General features: G+C 77.2%; 26 protein-coding genes. 4 read left to right on the top strand and 22 right to left on the bottom strand.

Features of this window, described 5'->3' with window-relative positions:
• From EDC03_RS18610 to EDC03_RS15820, 5 genes are all read right to left on the bottom strand, one after another.
• Positions 1 to 164, bottom strand: a 164-nt coding sequence (locus EDC03_RS18610; protein ID WP_148058115.1) for an Asp23/Gls24 family envelope stress response protein, incomplete at its 3' end; no start/stop codon positions are given.
• Positions 165 to 265: 101 nt separating this feature from the next.
• Entirely contained in the window at positions 266 to 766 is a 501-nt protein-coding gene (locus EDC03_RS15835; RefSeq protein WP_123381220.1) for an iron chaperone, read from the bottom strand.
• 24 nt (positions 767 to 790) lie between these two features.
• A complete protein-coding gene (locus EDC03_RS15830) occupies positions 791 to 1,387 on the bottom strand; it encodes a TetR family transcriptional regulator (protein ID WP_123381242.1) in 597 nt (198 codons plus the stop codon).
• The gene (locus EDC03_RS15825; RefSeq protein ID WP_123381219.1) at positions 1,380 to 2,852 is read right to left on the bottom strand and encodes an MFS transporter; all 1,473 of its coding nucleotides are present in this window, start codon (positions 2,850 to 2,852) and stop codon (positions 1,380 to 1,382) included. The genes EDC03_RS15830 and EDC03_RS15825 overlap by 8 nt, the downstream gene beginning before the upstream one ends.
• Before the next feature lie 72 nt (positions 2,853 to 2,924).
• Complete coding sequence (locus EDC03_RS15820) at positions 2,925 to 4,619, bottom strand: endo-1,4-beta-xylanase (protein WP_199720322.1); 1,695 nt, start codon at positions 4,617 to 4,619, stop codon at positions 2,925 to 2,927.
• A gap of 275 nt (positions 4,620 to 4,894) precedes the next feature.
• Between EDC03_RS15820 and EDC03_RS15815 the strand changes: the two genes are divergently transcribed.
• On the top strand, positions 4,895 to 6,130 hold the full coding sequence (locus tag EDC03_RS15815; protein ID WP_123381217.1) for a carboxylesterase family protein: 1,236 nt from the start codon (positions 4,895 to 4,897) through the stop codon (positions 6,128 to 6,130).
• Between the two features lie 309 nt (positions 6,131 to 6,439).
• Here EDC03_RS15815 and EDC03_RS15810 read toward each other — a convergent pair whose 3' ends face one another.
• Positions 6,440 to 7,465 carry a hypothetical protein gene (locus EDC03_RS15810; RefSeq protein WP_123381216.1) on the bottom strand — a complete coding sequence of 342 codons (1,026 nt, stop codon included), beginning with the start codon at positions 7,463 to 7,465 and terminating at the stop codon, positions 6,440 to 6,442.
• Positions 7,462 to 8,088 (bottom strand): SigE family RNA polymerase sigma factor, encoded by a 627-nt coding sequence (locus tag EDC03_RS15805; RefSeq protein ID WP_123381215.1) that lies wholly within the window; start codon positions 8,086 to 8,088, stop codon positions 7,462 to 7,464. The genes EDC03_RS15810 and EDC03_RS15805 overlap by 4 nt, the downstream gene beginning before the upstream one ends.
• 176 nt (positions 8,089 to 8,264) lie before the next feature.
• Here EDC03_RS15805 and chrA point away from each other — a divergent pair, with 176 nt between their 5' ends.
• Together chrA and EDC03_RS15795 are read left to right on the top strand one after the other, a co-directional pair.
• Positions 8,265 to 9,725 carry a chromate efflux transporter gene (chrA, locus tag EDC03_RS15800; protein ID WP_123381214.1) on the top strand — a complete coding sequence of 487 codons (1,461 nt, stop codon included), beginning with the start codon at positions 8,265 to 8,267 and terminating at the stop codon, positions 9,723 to 9,725.
• A gap of 90 nt (positions 9,726 to 9,815) precedes the next feature.
• Complete coding sequence (locus tag EDC03_RS15795; RefSeq protein ID WP_123381213.1) at positions 9,816 to 10,454, top strand: HD domain-containing protein; 639 nt, start codon at positions 9,816 to 9,818, stop codon at positions 10,452 to 10,454.
• A 12-nt stretch (positions 10,455 to 10,466) separates the two neighbouring features.
• On the opposite strand, the gene EDC03_RS15790 is transcribed toward EDC03_RS15795, so the two are convergent.
• A complete protein-coding gene (locus tag EDC03_RS15790) occupies positions 10,467 to 11,216 on the bottom strand; it encodes a helix-turn-helix transcriptional regulator (protein WP_123381212.1) in 750 nt (249 codons plus the stop codon).
• 34 nt (positions 11,217 to 11,250) lie between these two features.
• The gene (locus EDC03_RS15785) at positions 11,251 to 11,646 is read right to left on the bottom strand and encodes a nuclear transport factor 2 family protein (protein ID WP_123381211.1); all 396 of its coding nucleotides are present in this window, start codon (positions 11,644 to 11,646) and stop codon (positions 11,251 to 11,253) included.
• Positions 11,647 to 11,777: 131 nt separating this feature from the next.
• Between EDC03_RS15785 and EDC03_RS15780 the strand changes: the two genes are divergently transcribed.
• Complete coding sequence (locus tag EDC03_RS15780) at positions 11,778 to 12,860, top strand: hypothetical protein (RefSeq protein WP_148058114.1); 1,083 nt, start codon at positions 11,778 to 11,780, stop codon at positions 12,858 to 12,860.
• 13 nt (positions 12,861 to 12,873) lie between these two features.
• On the opposite strand, the gene EDC03_RS15775 is transcribed toward EDC03_RS15780, so the two are convergent.
• The 13 genes from EDC03_RS15775 to EDC03_RS15715 form a co-directional block, all read right to left on the bottom strand.
• A complete protein-coding gene (locus EDC03_RS15775; protein WP_123381209.1) occupies positions 12,874 to 13,752 on the bottom strand; it encodes a hypothetical protein in 879 nt (292 codons plus the stop codon).
• Between the two features lie 62 nt (positions 13,753 to 13,814).
• Positions 13,815 to 14,489 carry a response regulator gene (locus EDC03_RS15770; RefSeq protein WP_123381208.1) on the bottom strand — a complete coding sequence of 225 codons (675 nt, stop codon included), beginning with the start codon at positions 14,487 to 14,489 and terminating at the stop codon, positions 13,815 to 13,817.
• Positions 14,486 to 15,904, bottom strand: coding sequence for a sensor histidine kinase (locus EDC03_RS15765; RefSeq protein ID WP_158674334.1), 1,419 nt, complete (start codon positions 15,902 to 15,904; stop codon positions 14,486 to 14,488). The genes EDC03_RS15770 and EDC03_RS15765 overlap by 4 nt, the downstream gene beginning before the upstream one ends.
• A 77-nt stretch (positions 15,905 to 15,981) precedes the next feature.
• Entirely contained in the window at positions 15,982 to 16,713 is a 732-nt protein-coding gene (locus EDC03_RS15760; RefSeq protein WP_148058113.1) for a hypothetical protein, read from the bottom strand.
• Positions 16,714 to 16,787: 74 nt separating this feature from the next.
• Positions 16,788 to 17,654 carry a hypothetical protein gene (locus EDC03_RS15755; protein WP_123381205.1) on the bottom strand — a complete coding sequence of 289 codons (867 nt, stop codon included), beginning with the start codon at positions 17,652 to 17,654 and terminating at the stop codon, positions 16,788 to 16,790.
• The gene (locus EDC03_RS15750) at positions 17,651 to 18,586 is read right to left on the bottom strand and encodes an ABC transporter ATP-binding protein (protein ID WP_123381204.1); all 936 of its coding nucleotides are present in this window, start codon (positions 18,584 to 18,586) and stop codon (positions 17,651 to 17,653) included. Before EDC03_RS15750 ends, EDC03_RS15755 begins: the two co-directional genes overlap by 4 nt.
• Positions 18,587 to 18,720: 134 nt before the next feature.
• Positions 18,721 to 19,596, bottom strand: coding sequence for a hypothetical protein (locus EDC03_RS15745; RefSeq protein ID WP_148058112.1), 876 nt, complete (start codon positions 19,594 to 19,596; stop codon positions 18,721 to 18,723).
• A 74-nt stretch (positions 19,597 to 19,670) separates the two neighbouring features.
• Positions 19,671 to 19,949, bottom strand: coding sequence for a hypothetical protein (locus EDC03_RS15740; protein WP_123381202.1), 279 nt, complete (start codon positions 19,947 to 19,949; stop codon positions 19,671 to 19,673).
• Between the two features lie 67 nt (positions 19,950 to 20,016).
• A complete protein-coding gene (locus EDC03_RS15735; RefSeq protein ID WP_123381201.1) occupies positions 20,017 to 20,337 on the bottom strand; it encodes an STAS domain-containing protein in 321 nt (106 codons plus the stop codon).
• A 99-nt stretch (positions 20,338 to 20,436) separates the two neighbouring features.
• A complete protein-coding gene (locus EDC03_RS15730; protein ID WP_123381200.1) occupies positions 20,437 to 21,357 on the bottom strand; it encodes a hypothetical protein in 921 nt (306 codons plus the stop codon).
• A gap of 4 nt (positions 21,358 to 21,361) precedes the next feature.
• Positions 21,362 to 22,030: a response regulator transcription factor gene (locus EDC03_RS15725; RefSeq protein ID WP_123381199.1), complete on the bottom strand. Its 669-nt coding sequence runs from the start codon at positions 22,028 to 22,030 to the stop codon at positions 21,362 to 21,364.
• Positions 22,027 to 23,691, bottom strand: coding sequence for a sensor histidine kinase (locus tag EDC03_RS15720; RefSeq protein WP_148058111.1), 1,665 nt, complete (start codon positions 23,689 to 23,691; stop codon positions 22,027 to 22,029). Before EDC03_RS15720 ends, EDC03_RS15725 begins: the two co-directional genes overlap by 4 nt.
• Positions 23,681 to 24,202, bottom strand: coding sequence for a hypothetical protein (locus EDC03_RS15715; RefSeq protein ID WP_123381197.1), 522 nt, complete (start codon positions 24,200 to 24,202; stop codon positions 23,681 to 23,683). The genes EDC03_RS15720 and EDC03_RS15715 overlap by 11 nt, the downstream gene beginning before the upstream one ends.
• Position 24,203 lies beyond the last annotated feature (1 nt).

The following is a 24,203-nucleotide window of genomic DNA, read 5'->3' as shown; positions in this document are numbered from 1 at the left end:
CCGCCGCCGAGGCCGTGGACGCCGGAGACCTCGCGGGTGGCGATGCCGGCGATCTTGGAGACGACCTGGTCGGCGATCGAGGTGGTGCCCTGCGTGGTCTGCAGCGCCGTGCCCGTGGCGCCCTTGGCGTCGCGGGGGGTGGTGGCGGCGGTCTGCTGGCTCATGGCGGTCCTTCCGTCGGGGGTGACCGGCCCTGCGCCGGTCACGTACACGAGGTCAGACGCGGTCCGCGGGCGGTCGTCACGCGCGATCTCTGTGACGTGGGTCACATGTCGTCGAGGCGGTGAGGCCGTCCACCGACGGCGGGCCGCAGCAGGTCCCCGGTCGCCGAGCCCGCCGGCCCGGCTCGGTGCCGGTCGTCGTCGATCTGCCGGACGTGGTGGCGGACGAGGTCCTCGAGGAGGTCGGTCGGCAGTGCGGTGGCGGGGGTGAAGCGGACGACGTGCGCGGTGGTGTCGTAGCCGGCCAGCCGGTCCGCGTGCTCCTCGATCGACCACGGCGACGGGTGCAGGCTCAGGTGCTTCTTCGACGCCGTGACGTGCACCAGGGCGCGCCCTCGGTAGGTCATCGTCGGCATGCGGTAGCTGATCGACTCGGTGACGCCGGGCACGACCGTGAGGACGAGGGCGCGGATCCTCTGCAGCTCAGCACGGGCGGGGGGCTCGAGCCCTTCCAGGTACTCGTCGGTCGTCGTCGGGCTGTCCGCCGTCGTCAGCTCCTCCGGTCGGCGGGGCGGCGGCGTCGGTGGGCCGGCCGTCCCGACCACCTCAGCAGAGCGGGTCGTGCCCCCTCAAGGCCTGCGGGGCTCAGGCGACGCCCCGGCCCCGCGTGCGGGCGGACCGCAGGCTGCCCGGTCGGGGAGCGGCACGGCCTCGAGCGCCTCGACCAGCCGACGGCGCAGGCCCGCCGGCAGCGGTGAGCCGGAGGAGGCCTCGTGCATCCACAGGCCGTCGGCCGCCAGGCGGGCGAGGAAGGCGCGGACCTCGTCGTCGTCGGCGTCCTCGGCCGGGGTCGGCGCCCAGCGCTCCACCGCCGCCGCCCACGGCGGGTGCGCGCCCGGCTCGGACAGGCTCTCCAGGACCAGGAGGAGCTCCGCGCGGGTGGTGCCGGCGGCGCACAGGCGGACGTAGGCGGCCTGGCGGGCCCGGGCGGTGACGTCCTCGGGGCGGCCGCCGGCCAGGTCGGCCATGTCGTCGTCCCAGGTGCGGGCGACGTGCTCCTGGACGGCGGCCAGGAGGTGCTCCCGCGTGGGGAAGTGGTAGAGCAGACCGGGTTTCGTCATGCCGGTCTCGGCGGCGACGGCGTCGAGGGTCAGGCCGCGGACGCCGTCGCGCTCGACGACGGCCACCGCCGCGACGAGGACGGCCTGACGTCGGCTCTCACGCACGGCGGGCATCCTCGCCCACCGGTGCCCGCTCACCCGCCCGGGGTGCCTCGTCCACCGGGACGGCGGGGCGCCGGAGCAGGACCGCGGTGACGACGGCCCCGGCGAGCACGACCGCGGCGGTCACGGCCACGGCGGCGGTGAAGCCCGTGGCGACGTCGGCGGGCGCCGCCTCGGTCAGCGCCGCACCCGTGGAGCCGCCGGCGACGGCGGTGAGCAACGACCCCAGCACCGCCACCGCGGTCAGGCTCCCCAGCTCGTAGGACACCTCCTCGACGGAGGAGGCCATCCCGGCCCGGCGAGCGGGGGCGTTGTTGATGATGGTCGCCGACGCCAGCGCCATGACGGCACCGAGCCCGGCCCCCACGAGCAGGAGGCCCCCGCCCAGCCACAGCACGCCCCGGTCGGCCACCGCCAGGCACACCAGCGCGCCGACGCCGGCCACCGCCAGGCCACCGCTGACGAGCGGGAGGAGCCCGATCCGGTGGCCGCGGGCGCCGGCCAGGGCGGCGGTCGGCAGGGTCCCGACCGCCAGGCACGCCACGAGCAGACCGGCCTCCAGCGGGGTGAGGCCCTCGACGAGCTGGAAGCGCTGGGTGGTCACCAGCTGCACGCCGGCGATGGTGAACAGGGCCGCCCCGGCGGCCACGACGCCGGCGCTGAAGCGAGGGTTGGCGAAGATCGCGACGTCGAGCAGCGGGTAGGTCAGCCGTCGCTGCCGACGGACGAAGGCGACGAGCCCGGCAGCGCTGACCACCAGGGCGACGAGGACGACGACGGCGGACCGGTCGACGGTCGCGACCTCCTTCACCGCCACGACGAGGCCCACCAGGCCGACCATCACCTGCACCGACGACAGCAGGTCCCAGCGCGTCGACGGGTCGGGGGCGTCGCGCGGCGCCAGGACCACGCCGCCGACCAGCGCCACCGCGACGACGGGCACGTTGACGAGGAAGACCGAGCCCCACCAGAACTGCGACAGCAGCAGCCCGCCGACGACAGGGCCGAGCGCCGCGCCGACCACCGCGATGCTGCCCCACACCGCCACGGCCAGGTTCCGCTCCCGCTCGTCGTGGAAGGTCAGCCGTATGAGGGCCAGCGTCGCGGGCATCATCGACGCCGCCCCGACGGCCAGGAGGGCGCGTGCGGCGACCAGTGCGACCGGCGACGGCGCGAACGCCGCGCCCAGGGAGGCCAGGCCGAACACCGTCAGCCCGACGAGGAAGAGACGCCGGTGGCCGACACGGTCGCCCAGGCTGCCGGCGCCCAGCAGCAGCCCGGCCATGACGAGCGGGTAGGCGTTGATGATCCACAGCGACTGCGACGCGGACGCCCCGAGCTCGGCGGTCAGGGTGGGCAGCGCCGTGTAGAGGATCGAGTTGTCCAGCGTGATGAGCAGCAGCCCGGTCGCCACGGTCACCAGCAGGGACCACCGGCGGGCCACCGACGGGGGAGGGGTCGTCGTCATGCCGTCGACGCTACCTACCAAACAGTAAAGTTCACCTGCCGGGACCCGCCGGACCGGGGCGGTGCCCCGTGGTCAGCCGCCGAGCGCCCGCCGCACCGCCTCGTAGGCAGGCGTCGGCTCCCCGTCGTCGTGGAGCAGGTCGTGGCCCTGCTGCGGGGCGCCGTCCTCGTCGACGTACCAGTCGTAGCGGTCGTCCACGCCCCAGGTCGTCCAGCCGACGCAGACCGGCGAGCCCAGGCAGGTGGCCAGCACCACCGCGTACTGCTCCGCCTGGGCGTCCGGCCCCTCGGCGTCCGTGACGTCGTTCTCCGAGATGCGGACGTCGAGCCCGGACGCCCCGAAGGTGTCGAGCGTGGCCGCCAGGTCCTCGGCGGAGATCGCGTCGGTCGTCAGGTCGTAGACGTGGGCCTGGAGGCCGACCCCGTCGACGTGACCCCCCAGCGCGTTCGTGCGCCGGACGAGCGCGAGCAGGGCGTCCTGCCGCGGCCCCGGCACGTCGGCCCCGTTCTCGTTGACGAACTGGCGGACGTCGGGGTCGGCCTCGTGGACGGCACGGGAGACCACCACCGGGTAGTCCGGCCCGAAGGCCCGGTACCAGACGTTCTCCTGCAGGTCGGTGCCCTGGTCGACGTCGAAGGGCTCGTTGACGACGTCGAGCGAGGCCAGCCGCCCCCGGAAGTGGGACACCACGGTGGCGAGGTACTCGAGCAGGGCGTCGGCGGTGTCGCGGCGCTCCTCCGCGGTCCCGGTGGGCAGCTCCTGCATCCAGCCGGGCATCGCCTCGCTGAAGGCGATGGTGTGCCCGTGGACGGCCATGCCCTTGCTCTCCGCCGCCGCGAGGAGCGCGTCGGCCTCCTCGAAGGTGTAGACGCCGCGGCGGGGCGAGAGGTACTGCGCCTTCATCGCGTTCTCCGGGGTGAGAGCGCCGACGTCGCCGACCAGAGCCTGCGCGTACTCCTCGTCCGCGGCGAGCGGACCGAGGGCCACGGCGGCCCCGACGCGGAAGTCGGGACGGGTGCGGGCGGCGAGGGCCTGCAGGCCCGTCTCCGACGGCTCGGCCGCCGCGAACGCCGGGCCGGCGGGGGCGACGGTGCCTCCGTCGCCCGCGGTGGCGGTGAGGGAGCCGACCCCGAAGGAGCCCTCGTCGCTCGACAGCCCCAGCCAGAGCTCCCCCGAGCCGAGGACGCGACCGAGCGGCGTCGAGGACACCGTCTCCCCGCCGCTCAGCACCTCGAGGTCGTCACCGGACCGGCGGACCGACAGCTCGGCCTCCGGGTCGGCGAGCGTCACGTCCTCCTCGTGCACCGGCTGGGGGTCGGTGACGTCCTCGGGGAGCGAGCCGTCGAAGACGGCGACCTCGAGGTCGTCGCCGCGGAGGGTCAGCCGCAGGCCGGCCGGCTCGAGGCGGAACTCGTCGGCGACCACCGGCGGGCGGTCGTAGAGGGCCCACGTCGCGTCGGCGGTGACGTCGGTGAGGAGCGCGGTGAGCTCGACGTCGCCCTCGACCACGAGGTGGGTGCCGGCCAGGTCGAGCGGCGGGTCCGCCTGCCGCGCCTCGCCGTCGGGACCGAGGACGCTCCGCCCGGTGGCCGTGACGCGGAGCCCGTCGTCACCGGCGGTCACCCCCGGCACGTGCTGCCAGTCCTGCTGCAGCAGGTCGACGACGTCCGCCTCGGGGACGGGCGCGTCCGCGGTGCACCCCGCGAGGACGAGGAGCAGCGCCGACGTCGCCGCGGCGAGCGCGCGGGAGCGGGCCCGGGTCCTCACCGGCAGTCCTGGGCGCCGGTCACGCGCGCACCCTAGGACGCGCGCACGACCACGTCGGCCCTCCGTGGGCCGAGAGGGTGAGGTCCGGACGACCGTCCGAGGCATCCCAGGAGACCCCGCGGCTCCTCCCGCTCGCCGTCCGGGCCGGGGGCTGCCCGACCGACCCCACCCTTCCGTCGGCCGGGGGTGCAGGGTGGGCGCCCCGTCGCACCCGCGACGCCCCGTGGACGACGACGTGGCCGTCCGCGGCGACGACGACGTCGAGGAGCCCCCCAATGACCAGACCTCTCACCCTGCTGGCCGCGGTCGCGGTCCCGCTGGCGCTGACCCTGACCGCCCTGCCGGCCCAGGCGGACACGCCTCGCGCCCGGGGCACGACGGCGGTCTTCACCCTCGACGCGGAGGTCCAGGACGGCGGGCAGCAGGTGGTGTCCCTGACCGTCGACGCGCGTCGCCTCGGGCTCTCCCCGGGCGGCCTGTCCGAGGACACCTTCCGCGTCACGGCGAGCGGCTCCAACCCGTTCCCCGCGCTGGAGGGCCCGGTCTTCGGCACCTTCGAGGACGTGGAGCGGGAGGTCGTCGACGTGCGGCTGGAGTCGCGGGGCCGCATCGTCATCGACCTCGCGGACGGCTTCGGCACGCCCGGCGCCGGGACGCTCGGCTACGCCGCCGGCGTCGGCCGCAACGTCGAGCTCGACCTCGAGTACACGGTCACGCAGGAGCAGCCCCTCACGGTGCGAGGCCGCGACTTCACCTTCTCGGCCCTCGAGCAGGGCGAGCTCGTCGACCCCGAGGTCGACGCCTTCACCGACGGGGAGGCCAACGGGCTCGCCTACCGGCTCTTCTCGCCGCCCCGGCGCGGCGAGCGACCCCTCGTCATCTGGTTGCACGGCGGGGGAGAGGGCGGCTGGGAGGGCTCCTACGACAACGACCTCGCGCTGCAGGCCAACCGCGGCGCCGTCGGCTTCGTCACGCCGGAGGCGCAGCAGGTGTTCAAGGGGGCGTACGTCCTCGCCCCCCAGGCGCCCGACTTCTGGCTCAACGACCCGGCCCGCGGCTACTCCGCGCAGCTCAAGGGCCTCATCGACGAGGTGGTCGCCGAGAACCGCATCGACACCGACCGGATCTACGTCGTCGGCGCCTCCAACGGCGGCTACATGACGGCGCAGCTCGTCGCGGACAACCCCGACTTCTTCGCCGCCGACGTCCCGATCGCCGCGGTCCGCGACTACGGCGGCTCGGTCGTCCTCACCGACGACGAGCTCGACGCGATGAGCGGGACGCCGACGTGGGTCGTCCACGCCGAGAACGACGCCACGGTGCCGTACGAGCCCAACGGCCTCTACATGGCGCAGCGGATCGACGGGGCGCTGCTCAGCGCCTACCCCGACGTCACCTACGACGGCGTCATGTACGACGGGCACTGGTCGTGGGTCTACGTCGGACGCAACGACCCGACGACGGCGGACGGCACGCCCATCTGGCAGTGGATGGCCGCCCAGCGGCGGTAGGCCCGACCCGACCCGGCCCGACGGGCGGCCCCGCACCGGCCGGTGCGGGGCTGCACGTCGGGGACCGCCGTCGGCCCTTACTCCGGCGCCGCGACGAGCAACCACGTCACGAACGCCAGGACGGTGACCACGCGCGCCACTACCCAGAAGACCCCCCACTCCTTCATCCGACCTCCCCCCAGGTCGTCCGATCGAGCCCTCCCCCCGGGGCTCACGTCGCGCCCGCGGCCGTGGACGCCCCTCGTCACCGTCCACGGGCACGGGCGCGACGTCAGCCACGCGTGCCGGGCTGCGTTGCGCGCGAGGCGCTCACGGCAACGGCGGGACCTCCACGCCCTCGCGCTCGAGGTAGGCCACGGACGCCGCCAGCACCCGCTCCTGGACCTGCGCTTTCGCCTCGAGGTAGTCGCGGGCCTCCCCGATGTACGCCTTTTGCTCGCGGACCACGACCTCGGCGAAAGCCTCGACGGTGCCGAGCCGCTCTTTGCACCCGAGGTCGGCGGCGGCGATGCGGCGACGCTGCACGGGGTCCGCCGTCTCGACGCCGTCAGGGACCAGGACGGCCCGATCGGCGTCGTCGGCCATCGGCACGCCGGCGGAGCGGACGCACTCCGCCCACTGCTCGATGATCGCGCGGCCGTCGTCCGTGTACCCGGCCCAGGTGACGCCGTCAGGCCGGGGCACCAGCGCGTCGACCTCGTCGGCGTCGTAGACCAGGTCCAGATCGGCCGCCTCGGCGGCGCACCGCATGTCGACGGCTGCGAGCTCGACGGCGTCGACGCCCGGCTTCTCGCGGAAAGTCATGTCGCCGGTCTCGATCATCCGGGAGCCGTAGTCGGTGCCGTCGACCTGAGCGGGGCTCCACAGGCCGAAGGTGTTGTAGCCGTCCCGCGGGAGGAGGGGCACCGGGTCGCTGTCCGGGCCGGCCGGAGGGTCGACGACGCGGGCAGCCGACAGGCAGCGGCGCGTGTGGTGCGCCTGTGCGACGAGGGGGATCACCAGCTCCTGGTCCGACCACCGGTACGCGTCCAGCGGCTCGATGACGACCGTGTTCTCCTCGTCGAAGACGACTGCGTCGGGGTCCGGCGCCGTCGGCGTCGGCGCCGCGGTCTCCACGTCGGCCAACGGGACGCGCTGCGGCGCGGGCGTGACGAGCGCGTGCACACCGACGCCCGACGCGACGACGGCGGCGACGACCGCCACGCCGACCCCGCCGGCGCGGGTGCCCCGACGCCGTCGGCCGCGGCGCAGCACCTCGTCGCGGTCGACGGTCGACGGCGGGGTGGAGCGGGACAGGTGGCGCAGGTGCTCGACGAGGTCGTCGTCCGGAGTCATCGCGGGGCCTCCGTGCGGTCGGTGGCGGTGGGGGTCAGGTGGTCGTCGCCGGGCGGGGCCTCGAGGAGGACGCGCAGCTGGGCGAGACCGCGGGCGGCCGTGGACTTCACGGTGCCGAGCGAGACGCCGAGGTCGTCGGCGACCTCACGCTCGGACAGGTCGAGCAGGTAGCGCAGGACGACGACCCGTCGTCGTCGCGGGCTGAGCTGCCGGAGGGCGCGGACCAGGACGTCCCGGTCGGCGACCTCCTGGGTCGGCACCGGTCGTCCGGCGCGCGGGGCGTGGGCGTCGTGGTCGTGCTGGTCGACGAGGAGCTCGCGGGAGTGCTTGCGCAGGAAGTCGGTGCGGGCGTTGACGAGGACCCGCCGCGCGTACGCCATCGGGTCGCCGTCCCGGGCCCGGGGCCAGGCGACGTAGGTGCGCACGAGCGTCTGCTGCACGAGGTCCTCGGCACGGTGCCGGTCGCCCGTCAGGAGCCACGCCAGCCGCCAGAGGGCCGGCTCGGCGTCCTGGACGAACCGGGTGAACTGCTCGGGCCGCGACCCCGTCCACCCACCGCGCCAGTGCGGGCCGAGGTCGTCGACGTCGTCCTCGGCGGCGCTGCCGGCCGGTCCCGTCGTCACGTGGGAAGAAGACGGATCGGACCGTCGAAAGGTTGCTCGTGGCGGCGGACTTTTGCCGGGCGTCGCTCCGCGCTGTGGACCGGGCGCGGGCGGCGTGGTTGCATCCGGTCGACCCCCTGGGCGCCAGCCGGTCCCGGCCGCCCGGGCACGAGCCCACCCGACCCCCGAGGACGACCATGAGCGACGCCGGCCCCACGACCGGCGCGGGAGGGCAGGACGAGCAGCCGCCGGCCGACCGACGCCGGTCGACGGCAGGTCGACCGGTCGCCGCGACCTCCGGCGCCCGCGACCTCGTCCCCTTCGGGGAGGCCGTGCGCACGTGGTTCGCCGTGTCCCTGCAGACCTTCGGCGGTCCTGCGGGGCAGATCGCCGTCATGCAGCGGACCCTCGTCGACGAGAAGCGGTGGATCGGGCAGAAGCGGTTCCTGCACGCGCTCAACTACTGCATGCTCCTGCCCGGTCCGGAGGCGCAGCAGCTCGCGATCTACACGGGCTGGCTGCTCAACGGCACCCGCGGCGGCCTCGTCGCCGGCACGCTCTTCGTCCTCCCGGGCCTCGTCGCGCTCCTCGCCCTGTCGGCCCTCTACGCCGCCGCGGGCGACACCGCGGTCGTCGGGGCCCTCTTCGCCGGGCTGGCGCCGGCCGTCCTCGCGATCGTCGTGCAGGCGGTGATCCGGGTGGGAGGACGGGCGCTCGGGCACCGGGCCCTCGTGGGCCTCGCCGTAGGCGCCTTCGTCGCCCTCGCGGCCTTCTCCGCGCCCTTCCCCCTCGTCGTCGCCCTGGCCGCGGCGGTCGGCTGGGCGCTGGGCCGGTGGGCGCCGCACGTGCCGGCGGGCGCCGGCGGAGGGCACGGCGGCGGGGACGACGGGCCCCCGCCGGTCGTCTCCGACGACGTGCTGGGCACCGAGCGGCCCTCCACGGCCCGGGCGGTCAAGGTCCTGCTCGTCAGCCTCGTCCTGTGGGCCGCGCCGGTCGTGGCCGTCGCGCTGCTCACCGGCGCCGGCAGCACCCTGACCCAGCAGGGCCTCTTCTTCTCGGGGACGGCCCTCGTGACCTTCGGCGGGGCGTACGCCGTGCTCGCCTTCGTCGCGCAGCAGGCGGTCGAGCGGTACCAGTGGCTCCAGCCGGGGGAGATGGTCCGCGGGCTGGCGCTCGCCGAGACGACGCCCGGGCCGCTCATCATGGTCGTGCAGTTCGTCGCGTTCCTGGGCGCCTACCGCAGCCCCGGTGACCTCGACCCCTGGGTGGCGGCGGTCCTCGCCTCGCTGCTGACGACCTGGGTGACCTTCGTGCCCTGCTTCATGTTCGTCCTGCTCGGCGCCCCCTACGTCGAGCGGCTGCGCGCCAACCAGGCGCTGTCAGCGGCGCTGACGGGCATCACCGCCGCCGTCGTCGGCGTCATCGCGAACCTGGCGGTCTACTTCGCCCTGCACACGCTCTTCGCCGCCACGACCACGCTCGACGCCGGGCCGCTGCACCTGGAGCTGCCCGAGCTCGGCTCCGTCCGGTGGGTGCAGGTCGCCATCGCCGTCGCGGCCGCCGTGATGATCTTCAGGCTGCGCTGGTCGGTCCTGCGGACCCTGGGCGCCTGCGCGGTCCTGGGGCTGGTGGCCCTGCCGCTCGCCCCGACGGCCTGACGTCGCGCAGCCCGCGCGGACGCCCGGCGCCGCCCGACGCCGACCGAGCGGTCGCGACCGGCGTCCCGGGACGCCGGGCAGACTGACGGCGTGGACGACGCCGCGGCCCCGCACCCGCCGCTGACCGCGGGGTGGCTGGTCGAGGTGGCCGACCGCGTCCCCGCCGGCCGGGCGGCGCTGGACCTCCTCGGCGGTGCCTGCCACCCCGCCGTCGCCCACCACAGCGCCCGGACGCTGCGCTACGCCCTCGACCTCGCCGACCGCAGCGGCGCGGACGTCGACCGGGACGCCCTCGTGCACGCCTGCCTGCTGCACGACCTGGGCGCCTCGGCCCTGGCCGTCGGCCCCGAGCGGTTCGAGGTCCAGGGCGCGGACCTGGCCGTCGCGCTCCTCGCCGAGCACGGCTGGGCGCCCTCGCGGCGCGAGCAGGTGTGGGCGGCGATCGCGGTCCACACCAGCCCCCACGTCGCCGAGCGGCTGAGCCCGCTGACGCGGCTCGTGCGGCTGGGCGTGCGCGCCGACTTCGGCGACGACCTCGTCGACCCGGCCCTGCGGCGCGCCACCGAGGCCGACCACCCCCGGCTCGACGCCGAACGGGTCCTCAGCGGGGTGGTCGTCGACGCCGCGCTCCGCGACGGCCGTCGCGCGCCCGAGACCAGCTGGGCGGCGGCCCTGCTCGCCGCCCACCGCGCGTCGCCCGACCCGGACGCGCGGCTGGCCGCGTTCTGAGCCGCGCGTCCGTCAGCGCGGCGGCGCGTCCGGCGGCCGGCGGGGCGCTCGCGCGGCGTCGTGCCCGTGGTCGAGGCGGCGGGTCGGCCACCGCGCGAGGTCGGCCTCCAGCAGCGCCGGGTCGCGGGCCGGCGGCACCTCGTCGAGGACCTCGAGCCGGGTGATCCGCTCGATGCGGAAGCCGCGCACCGCCGCGCGGAGACGGCACCACCCGGCGAGCAGCCAGGCGTCCCCCGCCCGCAGGAGTCCCATCGTCTCGACGTCGCGCGTCGTGGTCGCCCCGTCCTCCCCGCGGTAGGTCAGCCGCACGACCCGGCGGTCGGCGATGACCTCCGGCAGGAGGTCCACGAGGGCGGCGTCGTCCGGAGGGGGCACGGCGTCGACGACCCGCACGAGCCCGAGCACCTCGTGCACGGGCGCGTGGTGCGCGTCGTCCATGACGGCGGCGACCTTGTCGCGGGCGCGGCGGGCCGCCCGCCGGTAGGGCGAGGACTCGAGGAGCGCGAGACCGGCCAGGACGGCCAGCGACTCCGCGGCCGTCAGCGCGAGCGGTGGCAGCGAGTGCTCGCGCAGGACCGAGTAGCCGCCCGTCGCGCCGTGGTCGGCGTAGATCGGCACCCCCGCCACCTGCAGGGACGCGATGTCCCGCTCCACGGTGCGGGTGGAGACGCCGAACTCGGCGGCGAGCCGAGCGGCGGACCACGGTCGCCGTGCTCCGCGGAGCAGGTCGACGAGGGCGTACTGCCGTTCGGCTCGCTTCACGCCGAGACCTCGCCGGGGGTGGTCGGGACGTCCATCAGCTGCGCATGCTGCGCTGCCCGCCGACGGACCAGACACGGCGGACCCGCCCGTCGGGGTCGAAGTCGAGCACGTCGACGCCCCCGACGACGTGGTCGCCGACCTCCATGTCCCACAGGAGGCGGCCGTGGTCGCCGTCGACCGCGTCGGCGACGGCGGTGAAGACGACGCCCGGGTGCTGCCCGTGCCACCAGGCGAGGTACCGCGCGAAGTCCTCGGCCGAGCGGATGTCGTCGGCGGGCGTGGAGCCGTCGGCCTCGGTGACGGCGAAGTGGATGCGGAAGTCGTCGGCGCACAGCTGCAGGGCGAGGGCGCCGTCGCCGTTCCACATCGTCAGCCACCGGTCCAGCGACGAGCGGGCGGTGGTGGGGGCGGGGCTGGTGTCCTGGGTCATGCGGCGAGCCTGAGGGGGCCCCGGCGACAAAGGTGTGTCGGTGTTCCGGCGGGGAGGTCGGGGGTCGGCGTCGTCGGGTGTGCTCCGGCGAACGGCCCTCGCGGGGCGCGGTCCTCGTCCAGACTCGCGCCGTGGACACCCGAGGTCGTGCCGCCGTCGTCGCCGGGCTCGCGGTCGTGGGGGCGGGGGCCGTCGCCTGGGCGCTCGCCGCGATCTCGGCAGCGGCCGTCCACGCCGGCGAGGTCCGGGCGCGGGCGGGGGCGTCCACCGAGGAGACGCCCGGCGACGGCGAGCTGGCGCTGCTGGCGCACGACGCGCGGCTGGCCGCGCTGGTCGTCGTCGCGGCCGGGACGGCACTGGTGTGCTCCCGGCTCCCGCGGCAGGCGGCCTCCCGGGCGTCGGCGGGCGTGGTGGTGGCGGCGGCCGTCGCGAACGCGACGCTGGGACGGGCGGTGGACGGTGGTCCCGTCCTCCTCGCCGCCGTCGCCCTGCTGCTGGTGGTGGGGGCCGCCGGCGCGGCGGGCGGGCTGACGGCGTCCCGGGCGCCCGGCGCACGGGGCCACGCCCCGGGCGGTCGCGGGTACGTCGTGGGGGCGGGCGCCCTGGGGGCGGGGACGCTCCCGGTGCTCGTGCTGCAGGGCACGGGCTCGGCCCGCTACGGCCCGTGGGTCCCGGCCGACCTCGCGACGTCGGAGGTCGTCACCGCGCTCGCCCTGACGGGGGCGGTCGTCGTCGCGTCGCTCCTGACGGCCCGCGGCCCGGCGGGCGTGGTGGGCGCGGTCGCCCTGCCGCTCGCGGCGGCGGCGGTGCTGATGGAGCCGACCGGGTCGTCCTGGCAGGTCCGAAGCGGCCTGTGGGTCATGGGCGCCGTCCTGGTGCTCGCCGCGGCCCCCTTGCTCCTGACGGCGGCCGGGACGGGCGGCCGCCCCCGGCGCCGCTGCGCCGCCGTGGGTCTCGGGCTGCTCGTGACGGGCGGCCTGCTGGCCCTCGTCCCCGGCGTCCTCGCCGTCCCCGTCCTCGCCGGTGGCGTCATGGGGCTCGTGGTGACGGGACCGGCCGGCGCGTCCATCGGCTACGACGGGCTGCCGGTCGTCGGCGGGGGACTCCTGCTCGCCGCGGTCCTCGTCGCCGTCCGGCTGCTGGTGATCCAGGTCGTCGCGTCGCCCGAGCTCGGTCGCCTCGAGCCGGCGACCGCGGCGCGGCGCGCGGTCTGAGCGGGCCGGCGGGTCAGGAGAGCGGGACGAGGGCGGACTCGACCCGCACGACCCCGGCGCCGTACCGCTCGTCGAGCTCGGCCTGCAGGGTCCCGTCGTCGTGGACGACCTGGAGGTCGACCGTGCCGGTGAGGGTGTCCTGGCTCGAGCCGAGCATGCCGTCGACCGCGTTGACCTCCGTCTGGATGTCGACGAGCTCCGCCTCCGTGCGCTCGGCGGTGGTGACGCACAGCGGGCCGTCCCACAGCGGCCGGAGGTCGGCCTCGGCGGCGGCGGGGTCGCCGGTGACCCTAATGGTGACGACCGGTGGGACGAGCCCGGCCTCGGGGTCGTCCGCGAGCAGCTGGTCGATCTCCTCGGCCGGGCGCGGGTCGCGGTGCGTCACCCATCCGCCCGCGTAGTCGGCCCGTGCCCGGGCCGCCGCGAGGACCTCCTCGTGGGCGACGAGGGGCAGGGGGTCGTCGGCCCACCCGCCGGCGGGCTCGGGGCACGGTGGCCCGACGTCCCGCCGGGGCACGTCGCCGGTGCCGGTCCCCAGGGCGCCGGGGAGCGCGTCGGTGACGGTGAGGGTCGTGCCGTCGAAGGTGCCCGTGACCGTGAAGTCGCCCCAGCGGACCGCTCCCGCCTCCTCGTACGCGCCCTCGTGGTCGGCCCAGTCCCACCCCGCCAGCGGCACGCCCCGGCACTGCGGGGGCATCGACTCCATCACGCCGCCCAGGCAGACCTGCGCGCCGTCGCCGGCGTCGAGGACCGTGGCGGGGGAGCGGGTGGTGAGGGCGCCGGCGGGCGCGGCCGCGCTCGTCGGTGCCTCGTCCGTCGTCCCCGGTGCCGCCCCGGGCGGCGGCTGACCGCACCCGGCGAGCACCAGACCTGCCGCGACCGCCCCGACCACGCGCCTCCGCATGCCCCTGCGACGCCGCCCGCCCCCGGACGGTTCCCCGGGGCCGACGACGGTCACGACCGGTCGGTGCCGACGACGCCGTGCTCGTACGCGGCGATGACGACCTGGACCCGGTCCCGCAGACCGAGCTTCGTCAGCACGTTCCCGACGTGGGTCTTCACCGTCGTCGTCGAGAGGACGAGCTGCTCGGCGATCTCGGCGTTCGACAGGCCGGACGCCACGCAGCGCACGACGTCGAGCTCGCGTGGCGTGAGGGCCCGCAGCGCGGGCGCGAGGCCCTCCCGCGGGTGGTCGCCGGGAGCGGGCAGCCGGGAGGCGAAGAGGTCGAGCATCCGCCGCACGAGCCGGGGCGCGACCACGGAGCTGCCGGCGGCGACGGTCCGGACGGCGTCGACGAGCTCCCCGGGCTCGGCGCTCTTGAGGAGGAAGCCGCTCGCCCCGGCCCGGAGGGCGGCGAAGGCGTGGTCGTCGACGTCGAAGGTGGTGAGCACCAGCACCTTCGAGCCCGGGTGCTCGGCGACGACGCGGGCGGTCGCCTCGATGCCGTCCATCCCGGGCATGCGGACGTCCATGACGACCACGTCCGGGGCCAGCGCGGCGACCTGCCGCAGGGCCACGGCCCCGTCAGCGGCCTCGCCGACGACCTCGAGGTCGTCCTCGGCCTCGAGGACCATGCGGAACCCGGTGCGCAGCAGCGCCTGGTCGTCGACGAGCAGGACGGTGGTCACGACGGGCGCTCCTCGGCCGGTGCGGGGGTGGTCAGGGCCGCCGGCGACGTCGGCAGCGTCAGGCGCACCGCCCAGCCGCCGTCCGCGAGCGGGCCGACGTCGAGCCGGCCGCCCAGGAGGGCGGCCCGCTCCTGCATGCCGACGACGCCGCGGCGGCTGCCCGTGGCGTCGGCGGCCCGGGTGCCGGCGGTCGAGACCACCTCGACGCGCAGCGTCGTCGCGTCCCGGTGGGCCCGCACGGTGGTCCGGGCCCCGGGGGCGTGTCGCAGGACGTTGGTGAGGGCCTCGCCGACGATGCGGACCACCGCGAGCCGTGCGGCCGTGTCCGAGGGCAGCGGCGTCCCGAGCCCCTCGGCGCCGACGTCGAGGCCCGCGGCGCGGAAGCGCTCGACCGTCGCGCGGAGGTCGGTGCTCGTCGGGGCGGTCGAGGCGTCGAGCGGGTCGCGGTCGTCGTCGCCGTGCAGCGCCCCGAGCACGCTCCGCATGTCGGCGATGGCCTCGCGACCCGTCCGCGACACCTCGGCCATGGCCTCCCGCGAGCGGTCCGGCGCGCGGGAGAGGGCCGCCAGCGCGCCGTCGGACAGGGCCACCATGACCGACACGTTGTGCGCGACGACGTCGTGCATCTCCCGGGCGATGCGGGCCCGCTCGGACTGGCGGGCCAGCGCCGCCCCCGTGTCGCGCTCGCGGGCCAGCGCCGCCCAGCGCTCGGCGACGGCCCGGGCGTGCCGGCGGCGGTCCTTCACCACCTCGCCCGACGCCACGCCGAGCGCCAGCAGCACGGCGAGGAGCAGGACGGTCCACGTCCGGCGGGCCGCGGAGAAGTCGGGGACCTCGAGGTCCTGCACCGGGGGACCGCCGATGCTGGCGAGCGGGCCCGCACCGCCCCAGGCGACCACCTCCGCCAGCCCGAGCACCTGCCACCGCACGGCTGCGGTCGTGACGACGAGGAGGACGACGACCGCGGTGACCACCGCGGTCCGGGTGGTGCGCTGGCTCGCGACCGCCCGCAGGGACCACGCGAGGCACAGCCCGAGCACGCCGAGGACCCCGCCCAGGGCGAGCGACAGCACGGCCAGCGCGGCGAGGGTCACCGTCACCGTCAGCGGCCGGACGTGCCGGGCCGCGAGCACGACGGCGCCGGCTCCCGCACCCGCGAGCCACACCGGGACGGCGAGCCCGGCGACCGGGCCGTCGGCCCGGAGGAGCCCCAGCGCCGTGGCGCCGAAGACCGTGCCGTCGGCGACGACGGAGGTGAGCAGGCCCACGACGAGGACCGACGCGGCCACGGCCGCCGAGGCGACCCACGGGTGCTCCCGCACCAGCCGGGCGGGAGCCGTCGACCGTCGGACGGGCGCGTGGTCGGTGCTGGTCGCGTCCGCCGCGGCGGGGTGGACGGGGGGTGACGGGACCACCTGCCGGCTCCGACCGACGACCCGCTGCGCCACGGCACGAGTCTCCCACCGGCGGTCGGGGCCCCGGCGGGTCGACATCAGGTGACGTCCCGGGTGCGCAGCCGCCACGCCGCCGCAGCCGTGACGACGGCCACCCAGCCGGCGAGGACGAGCCCGCCGCGCAGCGGCCCGACGGGCGGCCCGGCCTCCGTGAGCATCGCGGTCCCGGCGGCCGGCAGCAGCCCCCGGACGACGTCGGTCACCGGTCCCGCGCCCGCCGCGAGCAGCGGGTCCACGAGCAGCAGCAGGACGACCGGCCCGACGAGCGCCGGCCCGGGGCGGCGGACGAGCACGGCCAGGCCCAGGGCCAGGAGGGCGAGCCCCGTCCCGTGCAGCACGAGACCCACGCCGGCCCCGACGGTCGTCAGGTGGTCGGGGCCGGGCAGTGCGCCGGGCAGGGCGCGGGCCCGGGCGCCGTCGGTGACGACGGCCGCGCCCGCGGCGGCGAGCGACCCGGTGAGGACGGCTGCGCCGGTGGTGAGGACGGCCTGGGCGCCGAGGACGGGCAGACGGCGGGGCACGGCCAGGTACGTCGACGTCGCGGCGCCGGTGGTGAAGTCCCCGGCTCCCACGAGGACCCCGAGGCCCAGGAGGCCGAGCGCGAGCACCGGGTGGCCGGCGGTGAGCACCTGCGCCGCGGGGACGCCCTCCTCCGGTCGCACGAACGACGCGAGCACGAGGGTGACCGCCACGGTGACGACGACGGTGCCGCCGAGCAGCCAGGGCCACCACACCGCGCCGACCAGCTTCGTCGCCTCGGAGGCGAGCACGCGGAGGGGCGTGACCGCGGCGACCGGCTGCCCGTCCGTCCCACCGGCACGGCCCGGGCCGGTCGGGGCCGACGTCAGCACAGGTCGGACCGCCGCAGCCGGACCGCGGCGCCGACCAGCGGCAGGACCACCCAGGCGGCCAGCACGCCCGCCGGGCCGAGCAGGTCGCCGGGCTCCGTCGCGCTCCCGGCGGCGGCCTCGGCGAGCCGTGCGCCGGCGTCGACGGGCGTGAGCGCCAGGGGCTGCTCCTCGACCTGCCCCGCCGGCTCCCGGGACTCGGCAAGGGGGTCGGACGCGAGGTCCGCGGCTACACCGAGGAGCAGGGGGGCGACCAGCACGGCCCCCAGGACGGCCACCAGGGCGGGGACGGCACGGCGGACCAGGGCGCCCACGCCGAGCCCGAGCAGGGCCATGGCGACGAGGTGCACGGCGGAGGCGGCCAGCTCCCGGGGCATGCCGTCGCCGAGGAGGTCGGGGAGCATCCCCCGCGAGGCCCCGGCGGGCAGGACGCCCACCACGGCCGCCCCGACGGCGGCGACGGCGACCAGGCCGGCGAGCGCCGCCGTGACGACGACCTGGGCGGCCAGGACGAGGAGGCGGCGCGGGACGGCGACGTACGTCGTCCGGAAGGCCCCGGTGCGGAAGTCGGCCGTGCCGAGCCGGACGCCCAGCACGAGCAGGAGGACGGCCGTGAGCGGCGCCGCCTCCGTCAGGTGCCGGGTCGGGTCGAAGCCGGGGTCGCCGGCGGCGGACCCGGCGAAGAGGGCGGTGAGGACGCCGGAGCACCCCGCGGCCGCCAGGGCGAGGACCGCGGTGGAGCGCAGGCCCGTGGTCCGGGCCCACTCGGCGGCGACGACGCGCCGCGCCGTCGGGCCGGCGTCGCGGTACCGCCCGGGGGTGGACAGCGCGGGCCCCGGAACGGTGGTCGTGCCGGCGCTCACCGGGTGGCCCCGGCGACGGGACGCCCGTTGGACGAGCGGTGCTCCACCGCGTCGGCGGTGAGCGTCAGGTAGGCCTGCTCGAGGGAGCCGGCCCGGGTGGCCAGCTCGAGGAGGGGGACGCCGGCGTGGGCGGCGACCGCGCCGACCTCCTCCCCGGTGACGCCCCGGACGTGGAGCGACCCGTCGCCGCCGTCGTCGACCTGCGCGCCGCCGGAGAGCAGCGCGGCGGCCAGCACCGAGGGCGCGGAGGACCGGACCGTCACGAGACCGCCACCACCGGAACGGGACATGAGCTCGTCGAGGGTCGTGTCGGCGAGCAGCCGTCCCCGGCCGACGACGACCACCCGGTCGGCGACGAGCGCGAGCTCGTGCATGAGGTGGGACGACAGCAGGACGGTGCGGCCCTCCGCCGCCATCCGCCGGACCAGGCCGCGGACCCACAGGACGCCGTCCGCGTCGAGCCCGTTGATCGGCTCGTCGAGCAGGAGGGTCGCCGGGTCGCCCAGCAGAGCCGCGGCGATGCCGAGCCGTTGCCCCGTGCCGAGCGAGAAGGTGCGGACGCGCCGCCCGGCGACGTCCTCCAGACCGGTGAGGCCGACCACCTCGTCGACCCGCGCGCGGGGGATGCCGTGCGTGCGGGCCAGCGCCCGCAGGTGGCGACGTGCCGTGAGCCCGGGGTGGACCGCCCGCGCGTCGAGCATCGCCCCGAGCGACCGGACCGGCGCCGCGAGGTCCGCGTAGCGGTGGCCGTCGACGAGGACCCCGCCGGCCGTCGGCCGCTCGAGGCCCACGGCCACCCGCATCGTCGTCGACTTGCCCGCCCCGTTGGGGCCGAGGAAGCCGGTCACCGCCCCCGGGCGGGCGGTGAAGGACAGCCCGTCCACCGCCGTCGTCGTCCCGTAGCGCTTGGTCAGCGCCTGCACCTCGATCACGTCGTCTCCTCCGCTCGCGGAGCACCTCTCGTGCCCTCGCGGCGACGCTATGGACGCGGCTCGGGGGCCCGGCACCTCCGCCGGGACGAACCGGGGAGCGCCCCTCCTCCTCGAGGAGGAGGGGCGGTGCGGCGTCAGCCGACCGGGAGGAGCGCCGAGGTGAGCCGGACGACGCCCTCGCCGTGCCGCTCGTCGAGGGCCGCCTGGAGCGTGCCGTCGTCGAAGGTCACCGTGGCCTCGACCGTGCCGGTGAGGACGTCGCTCGCGGCCAGCAGGAGCCCGTCCCCGAGGTCCTCCGAGAGCGACGCCTGCACGGCGGACAGCTCGGCCTCCGTCCGCTCGGCCGACGTCACGCACAGCGGGCCGTCCCACACCTCGCGCAGCTCGGCCTCGGCCGCGGCCGGGTCCCCCGTGACCCTGATGGTGACGACCGGCGGGAGCACCTGCGGCTCCGGGGCGTCCGCGGCCGGTTCCCCGGGCGGTGGGTCGTACGACTCGCGCTCGTCGACCCAGCCGCCGGCGTAGTCCGGGCGGGCCTCGGCCGCCCGGAAGACGACGTCCTCCGCGAAGAGCGGCATCCGCTCCGTCGACCACCCGCCGGGCGGGACGGGGCACGGCGGGGAGAAGTCCCACGTCGGCGGGGGCGGGGGCGTCCCCGTCCACGCGGCGGCGGGCACGGCCTCCGCGACCGTGAGGCGGGTCCCGTCGAAGGGGCCGGTGAGGAGGAAGCCGCCCCACCGCACCCCGGCCTGCGTCTCGTACTGCCCGTCGTGGTCGGCCCACTCCCACCCGACGAGGGGGGTGCCCCCGCACTGCGGCGGGAGGGAGGTCATGACGGCGCCCAGGCAGGCCTCCGGACCGTCGCCGTCGTCGAGCACCGTCACCGGCTGACCGGTGGTCACCACGACGTCGGGGCGGTCGGTCCCGCCGGGGGCGGGGGAGCCGGGCGGGCCGACGTCCGCGGCAGGGAGCGTCCCGCACCCGGTCGTCAGCACCAGCACCGCCGTCACGCCGTAGCCCCGCCGTCGCATGCCGCTGCGACGCGGGCCGGCGGGTCGACGGTTCCCCGGGTCGGCCGTCCCGGTCACCGACCCTCGCGGCGGGCGGCCCGGCGGGCCACCACGGTGAGCAGCAACCAGGCCCCGGCGCCGGCCGCGAGCGCACCGACGACGAGCACGGGGGCGTGCCACGACGTCGGGACGTCCGGGCCGACGAGCAGGCGCGTCCGCCCGACGCAGCCGCCCGCCCCGCCCGCGCAGCCCGACCAGCCGCCGACGGGGGCGAGGAGGACCGCCGCGACGAGCGCCGCCGCCGCCGCGACCCACGGGCGCCGGACGCGGGCGTCGGTGCTGCTCCAGGTCACGAGGGCAGCCTCGGGCAGGGGTGGCCGGCCTGTCAGCCGGACGGCACAGCCCGTCGGGCCGAGGTCGTCAGGCGTCGGCGGCGGGCTCGCTCTCGAACATGTCCTCGAGGCCCACGAGGCGGACGAGCTCCGCGGTCGACGTCGTCGTGCCCCGCAGGCGCAGCCGCTCGCCGCGGCCCCGCGCGGCCACGGCCGCGACGACGAGGAGGTGCATGCCGGTCGAGTCGAGGAAGGTCAGCCCGCCGACGTCCGCGACCCGCACGTCGGCGAGGGCGTCACGGGTCCCCGCCGGGAGCCGCTGGACGACGTCGAGGTCCACCTCGCCGACGAGCCGCAGCAGGCTGCCGCCCTCCTCGAGGGTGACGGCCCCGGGCGTGCCGCTGCTCACCGGGCGTCCCGGGTCGCGCGCGGCGGAGGCTCCACGACCACGATCATGGGGGCCGGCGCAGCGGACGGCGCGTCAGGACGACGCCCGGCGCCCGCCGGGTCAGCCCGCGAGCCCGCAGCGCCGCGCCACCCACCCGACGAGGTCGGCCGCGACGTCCGGCGTGACGGGCAGGAGCAGCCGGCCGGCGGGGCCGTCGTCCACCGCGACCTCGAGGGGGACGAGCGTCCCCACCTTGTCCTCGGCGAGCGCGTGCGCGTCGCACCGCGTGGGCACGACGGGGACACGGAGCAGCAGTGGCTCGTCGCCGGCGGCGACGCGGGCACCCACCGGCGCCGTCGTCGCCGGACGGCCGTCCGGCCCGACGGGCGACACCAGCGGCGTGCTCCCGACGGCCCGGACGTCGAGCGTGCCGCGGCCGTCGGGCTCCGGGTCGACGCGGACGACGACGACGGCGGGGTCCTCTGCGGCGGCCGGCGGCTCGACCGCGTCGAGCCGCACGGCGGCGACGGCCGCGACCTCCTCCGCCCGGCACGCGGTGGCGGCCGTCCGGGCGAGCAGGTCGTGCGGGTCACCGGGCACGAGGTCGACGGTCACCGCGTCGTCGGAGCCCTCGCCGCCGACCTCGAGGTGGGCCACCACCGGGCCCGCCGACGCCGCGGGGCAGCCGGTGGCGGGGGAGCCGAGGTCCAGCTGCAGCGCGCGGCCGGGGCGGACGCGACGGGGGCCGTCGTCGGCCTCCCAGCGGGCGCCGTCGACGAGCGGCCCACCCGTGAGGGCGGCGCCGCGGACGACGAGCGGCGTCGTCCCCGTGGGGACGACCCGCAGCACCATGCCGCCGGCGGCGACCGCCGACCGCGGCTGCAGCACCTCGACGACCAGGTCGGCGCCCGGGTCCGGCACGGCGGTGCCCGGTCCCGACGACGGCCCGGGGACGCCGTCGCTGCAGGCGGTCGGCACGAGGAGGAGGCCGACGACGAGGGCCGTCCCCGTCCTCCGGCCGTCCCGGCCCCGTGCCCCCACGCCGTCAGCCCTGCGGGTCCAGCCGGTAGCCCATGCCGCGCACCGTGGCGAGGCGTCCCGGGCCGAGCTTGCGCCGCAGGTAGCCGACGTAGACGTCGACGACGTTCGAGCCCGGGTCGAAGTCGTAGCCCCAGACCCGCGAGAGGAGCTGCTCGCGGGTGAGGACCTGCCCCGGGTGGCGCAGGAAGGTCTCGGCGAGCCCGAACTCCCGGGCCGACAGCTCCTTGCCCTCGCCGCCGCCGACGGACAGCCGACGGGTGCGCAGGTCGAGCTCGAGGTCGCCCGCCCGCAACGTCGTGGCCGGTTCCGGACGGGACTCGCGCAGGCGCAGGCGGATCCGCGCGAGGAGCTCCTCGAAGCGGAAGGGCTTGGCCATGTAGTCGTCCGCCCCGCCCTCGAGGCCGGCCACCGTGTCGTCGAGCGAGCCCCGGGCGGTGAGGACGACGACCGGCACGGTGCTCCCGCGCTCGCGCAGGCGTCGCAGCACCTCGAAGCCGTCCATCACCGGCAGGCCGATGTCGAGGACGACCAGCGCCACGTCGCCGTCGAGCGCGTGGTCGAGCGCCGACGCGCCGTCGCCCACGACGAGCGGCGTGTAGCCGGCGGCGCGCAGCCCCTTGGCGACGAAGGACGCGATGCGCGGCTCGTCCTCGGCGACGAGGACGACGCTCACCGGCGCTCCCGCCCCGAGGGCGTGGGGACGGGGCCCGTCACGGCGTCACGGCTCGAGGGCCCGGGGCTGGTCACGGGGAGACCGTAGGGCGGGGTGGCGGTCGCGGGCCCGGCGGCGGCCGGCGCGTCCCCCTCGCCCGCCCCGTCGGTGTCGTCCACGTCGTCGGCGTCCGCCGCCGGCTCCGCGGTGCGGGGCAGCGGCAGCTCGACGGCGAAGACCGCGCCCGCCCCCGCGGTGCTCGACAGCGTGACCCGGCCGCCGTGCGCCTCCGCGATGGCGGTGACGATGGCGAGCCCCAGACCGGAGCCCTCGTGCGCGGCGGCCTCCGTCTCCCCGTCGCGGGCGGCCGGGCGCGGCGCGAGCGCCTGCCCCTGCTGCGCGCGGGCGAAGATCCGCTCCTTGTCGGCCTCCGCGACACCGGGCCCGGTGTCGCGCACCCACAGGCGGACGACGTCGCCCTCGACGGCCGCGCCGAGCGCCACCTCGTCGTCGGGCCCCGTGTGCCGCACGGCGTTCGAGGTGAGCTGCATGAGCGCCTGCACGAGCCGCTGGCTGTCGCCCGGGACGCTGACACCGCTCGTGGCGTCCAGCCGCCAGCGCCGGTCCCCCAGCGCCCGCACCCGGTCGAGCGTGCGCTCGACGACCTGGTCGACGTCGACGACGCCCCAGCGCAGGAAGTCGGGCCGCTGGGACTGCGCGAGGAGGACGAGGTCGTCGACGAGCCGGTGCATGCGGTCGAGCTCGTCGAGCGCGAGCTCCTGCGTCTCGCGGACGTCCGCCGGGTCCTCCGGGTCCATGAGCTCGACGTGCCCGCGTACGACGGTGAGCGGCGTCCGCAGCTCGTGGCCGACGTCGTCGAGGAGCTGGCGCTGGCCGACGAAGGCCCGCTCGAGGCGCTCGAGCATGCCGTTGACGGTGCGGGTCAGCGCGGAGACCTCGTCGTGGCCGCGCACCGGGATGCGCTGCGAGAGGTCCTCCTCGGTGAGCCGACGGGCGGTGTCGGACAGCAGCTGCAGCGGGCGCAGGAGCCGGCCGGCGACGGCGCTGCCCACGAGCGCGACGATGGCGAGCGCCGCGAGGGACGCCAGCAGGTAGGCGGCCGCGCCGCTGCGCACCTGCGCGCGGGCGGCGTCGACGTCGACGGCGGTGACGAGGACGCCGGTCCGGGCGTCGCCGGGGACGCTGACGGGGACGGCGACGTAGCGCAGGTCGGTGGGGGTGCCGTCGACGTCGGCGACGAGGGAGCCGATCACGGGGTCGTCGGCGGCCGCCAGGCCGGCCACCCGCCGCTGGAGCTCGGGGAGCTCCTCCAGCCGCAGGGTCCGCTGGCCCCCGGGCAGGAGGGCGATCTCCCCGTCGACGAGGACCATGTTGCCCTCGCCGGAGTCGGGGACGTTCTGACGCAGCACGTCCGACAGGAGCTCTGTGACGTCGGAGTACACGAGGTCACCGTCCTGCCGGCCCGCCGCGGCGGCTCGGAGCTCCTCGACCTCCTGGACCAGCGAGGCGTCCACCCGGCGCTCCACGACCCGCTCCTGGACCCACAGCGCGACGAGGCCGGCGACGAGCATGCCGAGCGCGGCTGCCGCCACGACGGCGACGACGAGCCGGCCGGCGACCCCGAGGGAGGGCAGTCGGCGACGGGAGGTCTCAGCGGCCATCGTCGTCCGCGTCGTCGTCACCGTCGTCGGAGTCGTCGTCCGAGCCGCCGGAGCCGGAGCCCGACGAGTCGTCGTCCGTGTCGTCCGTGTCGTCCCTGTCGTCGTCCGCGTCGTCGTCCCTGTCGTCGGAGTCGTCGTACTCGACCGGCGGTGCGGGGGGCACCACCACGGGGGCCTCGCGGGTCGGCTCGGGCTCGGGCGCCGGCGGCGACGGCTCCGCCGCGGGCGGGACGGGCTCGGGCTCCGGCGGGGGCGAGGGTGCCGCGGGGGGCTCGGTCGGCGTGGGGGAGGGCGAGGGGGCCGGGTCGGTGGGGGGCGTGGTCGGCGACGGCGTGGACGGCGACGGCGCGGGTGCCGACGGCTCGACGGCCCCGGGCACCTCCTGGCCCGCGACGACGGGGCCACCGAGCACGGGCGGCCCGGACACGCCCGGGATGACCTCCGCGATGGCGATGCCCGCGCCGAGGACGGTGACGACCGCCAGCGCGGGGACGAGGAGACGTCGGCTCATG

This window comes from Pseudokineococcus lusitanus (assembly GCF_003751265.1).
GTDB lineage: Bacteria > Actinomycetota > Actinomycetes > Actinomycetales > Quadrisphaeraceae > Pseudokineococcus > Pseudokineococcus lusitanus.
Note: the sequence above shows the minus strand (reverse complement) of the source record. Positions and strands in the feature narration are given on the sequence as shown.

What these genes read in the sequence shown, in the direction of transcription:
- EDC03_RS15825 (WP_123381219.1), bottom strand. Translation starts at nt 2,852, where the DNA reads ATGACGACGACCCCTCCCCCGTCGGTGGCCCGCCGGTGGTCCCTGCTG.
- EDC03_RS15815 (WP_123381217.1), top strand. Translation starts at nt 4,895, where the DNA reads ATGACCAGACCTCTCACCCTGCTGGCCGCGGTCGCGGTCCCGCTGGCG.
- EDC03_RS15810 (WP_123381216.1), bottom strand. Translation starts at nt 7,465, where the DNA reads ATGACTCCGGACGACGACCTCGTCGAGCACCTGCGCCACCTGTCCCGC.
- chrA (WP_123381214.1), top strand. Translation starts at nt 8,265, where the DNA reads ATGAGCGACGCCGGCCCCACGACCGGCGCGGGAGGGCAGGACGAGCAG.
- EDC03_RS15785 (WP_123381211.1), bottom strand. Translation starts at nt 11,646, where the DNA reads ATGACCCAGGACACCAGCCCCGCCCCCACCACCGCCCGCTCGTCGCTG.
- EDC03_RS15720 (WP_148058111.1), bottom strand. Translation starts at nt 23,691, where the DNA reads ATGGCCGCTGAGACCTCCCGTCGCCGACTGCCCTCCCTCGGGGTCGCC.
- EDC03_RS15715 (WP_123381197.1), bottom strand. Translation starts at nt 24,202, where the DNA reads ATGAGCCGACGTCTCCTCGTCCCCGCGCTGGCGGTCGTCACCGTCCTC.